Here is a 1241-nt window from a genome sequence, read left to right on the forward strand (position 1 = left end):
GGGTAACGTGGGTTCGCACCAGTACATTGGTCATCGAACGCTTCTACCGCTAGTTCATCAACTTTCGCTAGGAAGTCAGCTTCATTTACGCCAGCCGCTTGGATAGACAGTGGAATGTCTAGGTCGCCTTTCAGCTCTTCCAACCATGCTAGTAGACGTTCAATCTTCTGAGCAGTGCGGTCACCAGCTTGGCTTAGGCCTAGGTGGTCAGCAACTTCAGCGTAACGACGACGTGCTTGTGGACGGTCGTATTGAGAGAACGCAGTTTGTTTAGTTGGGTTGTCGTTCGCGTTGTAACGTACCACGTTAGAGATGAGTAGTGCGTTAGCCAAACCGTGTGGTAGGTGGAACTCAGCGCCTAGTTTGTGTGCCATTGAGTGACAAACACCTAGGAATGCGTTCGCAAATGCCATACCAGCGATTGTTGCTGCGTTGTGTACTTTCTCACGAGCGATTGGGTCACCTGCACCGTTCGCGTAGCTTGAAGGTAGGTACTCTTTTAGCATCTTAAGTGCTTGTAGAGCCTGACCGTCAGAGTATTCGTTCGCTAGAACTGATACGTAAGCTTCTAGAGCGTGTGTTACTGCATCGTAACCACCGAATGCTGTTAGAGACTTAGGCATGTTCATTACTAGGTTCGCGTCTACGATAGCCATTTGAGGGGTTAGTTCGTAGTCAGCTAGTGGGTACTTAGCACCAGTCTCGTCGTCTGTAACAACTGCGAATGGCGTCACTTCTGAACCCGTACCTGAAGTGGTAGTGATACATACAAGCTCAGCTTTTTGACCCATTTTAGGGAACTTGTAGATACGTTTACGGATGTCCATAAAGCGCATTGCTAGTTCTTCAAAGTGAGTTTCTGGGTGCTCGTACATTACCCACATGATCTTAGCTGCATCCATTGGTGAACCACCACCTAGCGCTAGGATTACGTCAGGTTGGAAGCTTTGCATTGCTTCTGCACCTTTCTTAACTACAGATAGCGTTGGGTCAGCTTCAACGTCAAAGAACGTTTGAACTTCCATACCTTGTGCTTTCAGTAGGCTTACTACGTCATCTGCGTAACCGTTGTTGAATAGGAAACGGTCTGTTACTAGGAATGCGCGTTTCTTACCTTCTAGGTCGCCWAGAGCGATTGGAAGGCTACCACGACGGAAGTAGATTGACTTAGGTAGTTTGTGCCACAACATGTTTTCAGCTCGCTTCGCAACAGTTTTCTTGTTGATTAGGTGCTTAGGACC

At 47.9% G+C, this 1241-nt stretch carries 1 protein-coding gene; it reads right to left on the reverse strand.

From position 1 onward, the window contains the following. Window positions 1-1241, reverse strand: a 1241-nt coding sequence (locus IRQ95_RS21855; RefSeq protein WP_194439898.1) for an iron-containing alcohol dehydrogenase, incomplete at both ends; no start/stop codon positions are given.

The organism is Vibrio fluminensis (assembly GCF_015278125.1).
Taxonomy (GTDB): domain Bacteria; phylum Pseudomonadota; class Gammaproteobacteria; order Enterobacterales; family Vibrionaceae; genus Vibrio; species Vibrio fluminensis.